Below are 5,199 nucleotides of genomic sequence, written 5' to 3' on the forward strand. Positions count from 1 at the left end.
CCGCCGAAGAGATCCTCGAGTCACTCGCCCGATTTTGTAGGCGAATTTCCGGCGCGGGACACTAGCCTCGTAGTACTAGCCCCAGTCGTCATGACGGCGCGAGTGGCCCGGTTGCCGCGACTCCGGCATGGAGCGATCCGCGCGTGTCGAGGACTCCCTGCGGGCCGACGTTGGAGCGCGCCAGGGCCGCGGTGTCGTGGAACAGGATCCTGCGCTGCGCCATAGCGCACGGGCGCCGACTGCTGGCATGATCATGCCCGGCCGGTACGGAGGTGCCGAGCGGCGTGCGGAGGGGGTTGTCGATGCTGGAGGAGGATGTTTTCTTCCTGTCGTCTGCGTTGTTGGGGGGCGTGCCCGGCGAGGTGATCCGGTCACGGCCGTTGACCGGGCCGGCCGCGTTGAGCTCGGCGTCGCGCAACGACCTGGTGCTGTATCGGTCGACCGCGGTGGACGGCACCCCGATCGCGGTGTCGGGCATCGTCGCGCTGCCGTCCACCCCTGCTCCACAGGACGGTTATCCGCTGGTGAGCTGGGCGCACGGCACCCTCGGTCTGGGGGACAAGTGCGCGCCGTCGCGCGACTCGCCGGAGCTGGCTGAGCGGCTGCCGGAGCATCACCGGATCAACCAGGCCCCGCACGTACTGCTCAACGCCTTGTTGGAGGCGGGTTGGGCGGTCGCGATGACCGACTACGAAGGACTGGGCACCAGGGGTGTCCACCCCTACCTGCTGGGCGAGTCCGAGGCCTACGGCGTTCTGGACATCGCCGTGGCCGCCCGCAACTTGCACCCGCAGATCTCCACCCGGCTGGCGGTCGTCGGACACTCCCAGGGCGGGCAGGCCGCCCTGTTCGCCGGTCACCACGCCCCCACCCGTACACCGGGACTGGACCTGTGCGCGGTCGCGGCGCTGGCACCGGCCTCGCACATCAAGGACGACGTGCTCGCCGGCAGCCGCTACTCCGGAACCACACCGGGGCTGGCGTTCACCCCAATGCTGCTCACCGGCGCGATCATCGGCTCGACCGCAGGGGCCACCGCCGACGACACCGCCATCGACGCGCGCCAGGTGCTCACCGACCGGGCCTACGAGCTGTTCGAGTCCTCCGGTGACCGCTGCCGCGTGGAGCTGTCCACCACCGAGCTGTGGGGCGGTATCCCCGGCACCGAACAGTTCCGCGGCGACCTCGCCGGCGACCCCAACCCCCACCAGCGCGAGTTCCTGCGCCAGCTCGACCTGACCAACCCCGCCCTGACCGCCCCCGCTCCCGTCCGGATCTCCCACGCCCAGAAGGACACCCGCGTCGCCATCGCCCACACCAACCGGCTCGTCCCCGAACTCGCCGCCCTGGGCAACGACATCACCTACCGCATCCACCCCACCACCGCCGACGCCGGCACCCTCGGCCCCCACTTCGGACTACTCACCACCGACACCCCCGAACTCCTACAATGGCTGCACCGACACGTGACCGCCGCGTAACCGGCAACACGGTCCCGCACCTGCTCGAGTCAGCGTTGACGCACGAAGCGCACACGGCCGCCTCAGCACATCCCGAGCGAGAACCACCGGTACAACAGGCTCACCGCCGCCGACCGGCGAACTCTGCCCCGCTGTCCTGGATCACTTGAAGCGGATTCACCGGACTCGACGGACCGTCCTCAGCGGACATGCGCGGAAGGGGACCTGCCGGTGCCGCGCCGGGGCAGCACGAACTCGGCGCTCACCGTCGGCGGTCGTGCTGCTGCGAGATCACCACACTGACCGGCACAGGCCACCACCGCTACCGTGGTTCCGCCATACCGAAACTTGAGCTTCCCCCCGTTGCCCGGACACCTGACCTGAGGTGACCGTTGGTCACCAGGGAGGATGTTCCGATGCCTGCACCACACCCGCCTGAGTTCCGTCGTCGTGCTGTCGAGTTGGCTCGTGAGCAGACCAAGCCGGTCGCTGAGCTGGCGAAGGATCTGGGGATCAGCGGGTCCTGCCTGCGGAACTGGATGACCCAGGCCAATACCGACGACAACGGCGGCAGCACTGGCCGGTTGACGAGCGCGGAGAAGACCGAACTCGCTGAGCTGCGTCGCAAGAACCGGCAGCTTGAGATGGAGAACGAGATCCTGAAACGCGCTGCCGCCTATTTCGCGCGGGAGAACGTTCTCCCAAAGTAACCTACCCGCTGGTCCGTGAACTCGCCGACGACGGTGTGGACGTCGCGGTGGCCTGCCGGGTATTACGTGTGTCCCGCTCTGGATACTACGAATGGCGCGACCGGCCATGCTCGGAGCGTGCCCGCGAGAACGAGTTGCTGGTGAAACACATCGAGCAGATCCACGCCGATTCACGTGACACCTACGGCTCACCCAGGGTGCACGCCGAACTCAGGCTGGGTCTGGGCATGGCGGTGAACCGGAAACGGGTCGCCCGGCTCATGCGCCAGGCCGGCATCCAGGGCCTCTACCGGCGCAAACGGTCCTGGACCACCGTGCGCGACCCCGGGGCCGAACCCGCCCCGGACCTGGTCAACCGCCACTTCACCGTCCACGGACCGGACCGGTTGTGGATCACCGACATCACCGAGCACCCCACGGAGGAAGGGAAGGTCTACTGCGCCGCGGTCATGGACGCCTACTCCCGACTGATCATCGGATGGTCAATCAACACTCACATGCGCACCGAACTCGTCACCGACGCGCTCGGCATGGCCACTATTCGCCGCAAACCAGAGAATGACAAGACCGTACTGCACTCCGACCACGGTTCGCAATACACCTCGTGGGCATTCGGACAGCGACTCCGCACCGCCGGACTGCTCGCCTCCATGGGCTCCGTCGGCGGTTGCTACGACAACGCCATGATGGAGCCTTTTTCATCCTGCGGTGGTTTCGTAGTTCTGTAGCACGTGGATGGCTTTGGCGAGTCGGCCGATACGGCGTGGGCTGACGCGGACTTTGTGCAGGATGCGCCAGTACTTGAGCTGGGCGTTGGCGCGTTCACCCGGGCCGCGGAGCCGGGCGTGGGCCCGGTTGGCGTCCTTTTGCGATTGGGGCTTGTTCTTGCCCTTGTAGGGGGTGATCACCCGTTGGCTGGTCTCGTCGTAGCCGTGGTAGCCCTTGTCGCCCAGCGCGATGAGCCCGGCCTCTTCGAGCGCGGCCAGGATCTGCCAGATCCGGGCGGCGGCGGTGTCGTGCGTGCTGCCGGGTAACTCGCCGGACACCCACAGGATGGTCCCGTCCGGCGAGGCGATGACCTGCAGGTTCACCCCGTGGCACTTGTGTTTGCCTGAGTAGAACGGCCGGTCGGCGGCGATCCGGTCGATCGGGATCAGGGTGCCGTCGATGATCACGTAGGCCATGCCCTCACGCTTCGCCTTGCGCAGCGCGTCCCGTAGCTTCGGCGCCCGCGCCGCGAGTAATTCGACGGTTTCGTTCACATACCGCCAGCATGTCGTCGTGGACACTCCGAACCCGGCTCCGACCTCGGCGAACGGCTCGCCTTTGCGCAGGTAGACCAGCACCAGCAGGGCCTGCTGTCCGGGGTTGAGCGCCCGCCATGCCGAACCGATCTCTCGACGGTGGACGCGGACCAGGCCGGACACGAACGTGAGGGTCTGATGTGACAACGGCAGCGCGGCACGGTAGAACAACACCTGAAGCCCCTGGACACTTGGCAGAACGATCTTGGTCGAAAGCTCTGCTACCAGGGGCTTCGCCATGTTCAGGCGCGGACACGCCGATGGTCACCAACCTGTGACCAGCCAGAAGCGTTACCTGCCAACACATCCAGACCAGGATGAAAACGGCTCCTTGTACTGCGCCTGGACCGGCGGGTTCAGTGGCGGACCGTGGTTCCGGGAATATTCCAACGACACCCTGCTCGGATATGTCAACGGTGTAGGCAGCACGTGGCCAGGCCCCGATGACGGACCCGAATGGATCGACAGTCCTTACTTCGACGACAAGGTACAGTCGATTTACGATGATGCCGCAGGAGACTGACCGAAAGCGCACCGTCGTGATCGCCGTTGTGGCGGCGATCACGACGGTATTGCTCGTCGTGATCGCGGCCGTCGCGTTGGGGCCTGCGGCGCCTGCGCGCCAGCCAGGACCGAACGAGCACGACACGTCCGGCACGTCCCTCGAACGACCGAGCACCTCACGATGGCCCGACGAGCGCGTGAGCAGCGCGCAGGGGTGGTGACGATCAGGCCTCAGGTCCTCCGTCAGCGGAGGACCATGCCGATGTCGAGGGCGGGGCCGGACTGGACCGCGTCAGCCGATAACTTGGCAAGGTCGTTTGGCGCGAACTGCACTCGCTTCGTGCCGACAGTGCACCAATCGAAGCGCCTTCCGAGACACCCCCGCTGGTTGACGAACGACGCCGCTGACCTTCACGGCAGCCGCACAGTGAGATCATGGGAGGTGTGCCATCGGCGCCGCGTGACGTCTTGTAGGGGGCAGATTCAGGCGGTGGAAGCATCCGCTGCGAGGAGTTCGGTGAAGACTTCGCTGGGTTTCTTCCAGTCGTGGATCTTACGTGGTCTGTCGTTGATCTCGGCGGCGACAGCGGCCAGATAGTGCGGATCGCTGGTGATGTCGACGCCCTTGGGGAAGAACTCGCGGACGATCCGGTTGAGGTTCTCGTTGCTGCCCCGTTCCCATGGCGAGTGTGGGTGAGCGAAGTACACCGGTAGGCCGGTGGCTGTGACTTCCTTGTGTAGAGCCATTTCCGCGCCGCAGTCCCAGGTCAGGGATCGCTTGATCGAATCCGGCAGCAGGCCGACCGCCGAGATGATCGCCTGGCTGACCGTGAGCGAGTCCCGTCCGGTCAGCGGCACCAGGATCAGGAAACGGCTGGTGCACTCTACCAGCGTGGCCACCGCGGTCTTGCCGCCTTTGCCGATGACCAGATCCCCCTCCCAGTGACCGGCCACTGCCCGCCCTTCGACCTCGGCGGGACGTTCATCCAGGTAGCGAGGCTCGTGGATACGCGGCGCCGACGTGGGGCGAGGGCCGCGCCGGGTCGACCGGCCGGTCCGCAACGCGATCAACTCCGCGCGCAACCTAGCGACGGGCTGGGCATAGACCCACTGGTAGATGGCCTCGTGACTCACCGGGCCAGCGTCCTCGACGCAGGGCGGGTTCATGCGGTCGTCGCACCATGTTCTGTTAGGACAGTAGCAGGGTGAGTTTCTCTTGGG

Annotated in this window: 6 protein-coding genes and 1 pseudogene; 5 read left to right on the forward strand and 2 right to left on the reverse strand. The window is 66.4% G+C overall.

Annotated elements, in window-relative coordinates; genetic code table 11:
- Nucleotides 1-284 precede the first annotated feature (284 nt).
- From ACFPCV_RS25575 to ACFPCV_RS25585, 3 genes are all read left to right on the forward strand, one after another.
- Nucleotides 285-1,481 (forward strand): alpha/beta hydrolase family protein, encoded by a 1,197-nt coding sequence (locus tag ACFPCV_RS25575; RefSeq protein ID WP_378058880.1) that lies wholly within the window; start codon nt 285-287, stop codon nt 1,479-1,481.
- Nucleotides 1,482-1,876: 395 nt separating this feature from the next.
- On the forward strand, nt 1,877-2,170 hold the full coding sequence (locus tag ACFPCV_RS25580) for a transposase (protein ID WP_378058881.1): 294 nt from the start codon (nt 1,877-1,879) through the stop codon (nt 2,168-2,170).
- Between the two features lie 47 nt (nt 2,171-2,217).
- On the forward strand, nt 2,218-2,898 hold the full coding sequence (locus ACFPCV_RS25585) for an IS3 family transposase (RefSeq protein WP_378058885.1): 681 nt from the start codon (nt 2,218-2,220) through the stop codon (nt 2,896-2,898).
- On the opposite strand, the gene ACFPCV_RS25590 is transcribed toward ACFPCV_RS25585, so the two are convergent.
- On the reverse strand, nt 2,869-3,648 hold the full coding sequence (locus ACFPCV_RS25590; protein ID WP_378058886.1) for a transposase family protein: 780 nt from the start codon (nt 3,646-3,648) through the stop codon (nt 2,869-2,871). The two genes, ACFPCV_RS25585 and ACFPCV_RS25590, sit on opposite strands and share 30 nt — an antisense overlap.
- A gap of 100 nt (nt 3,649-3,748) precedes the next feature.
- Here ACFPCV_RS25590 and ACFPCV_RS25595 point away from each other — a divergent pair, with 100 nt between their 5' ends.
- Both ACFPCV_RS25595 and ACFPCV_RS25600 read left to right on the forward strand, forming a co-directional pair.
- Entirely contained in the window at nt 3,749-3,997 is a 249-nt protein-coding gene (locus ACFPCV_RS25595; RefSeq protein ID WP_378058882.1) for a hypothetical protein, read from the forward strand.
- Nucleotides 3,978-4,199: a hypothetical protein gene (locus ACFPCV_RS25600; protein WP_378058883.1), complete on the forward strand. Its 222-nt coding sequence runs from the start codon at nt 3,978-3,980 to the stop codon at nt 4,197-4,199. The genes ACFPCV_RS25595 and ACFPCV_RS25600 overlap by 20 nt, the downstream gene beginning before the upstream one ends.
- 262 nt (nt 4,200-4,461) lie before the next feature.
- On the opposite strand, the pseudogene ACFPCV_RS25605 reads toward ACFPCV_RS25600, so the two are convergent.
- Nucleotides 4,462-5,127 (reverse strand): annotated as a pseudogene (locus tag ACFPCV_RS25605) (IS30 family transposase); the annotation flags it as partial.
- Nucleotides 5,128-5,199: the final 72 nt, after the last annotated feature.

Source organism: Actinophytocola glycyrrhizae (assembly GCF_042653545.1).
GTDB classification, from domain to species: Bacteria; Actinomycetota; Actinomycetes; order Mycobacteriales; family Pseudonocardiaceae; genus Actinophytocola; species Actinophytocola glycyrrhizae.

What these genes read in the sequence shown, in the direction of transcription:
- ACFPCV_RS25580 (WP_378058881.1), top strand. Translation starts at nt 1,877, where the DNA reads ATGCCTGCACCACACCCGCCTGAGTTCCGTCGTCGTGCTGTCGAGTTG.
- ACFPCV_RS25600 (WP_378058883.1), top strand. Translation starts at nt 3,978, where the DNA reads ATGATGCCGCAGGAGACTGACCGAAAGCGCACCGTCGTGATCGCCGTT.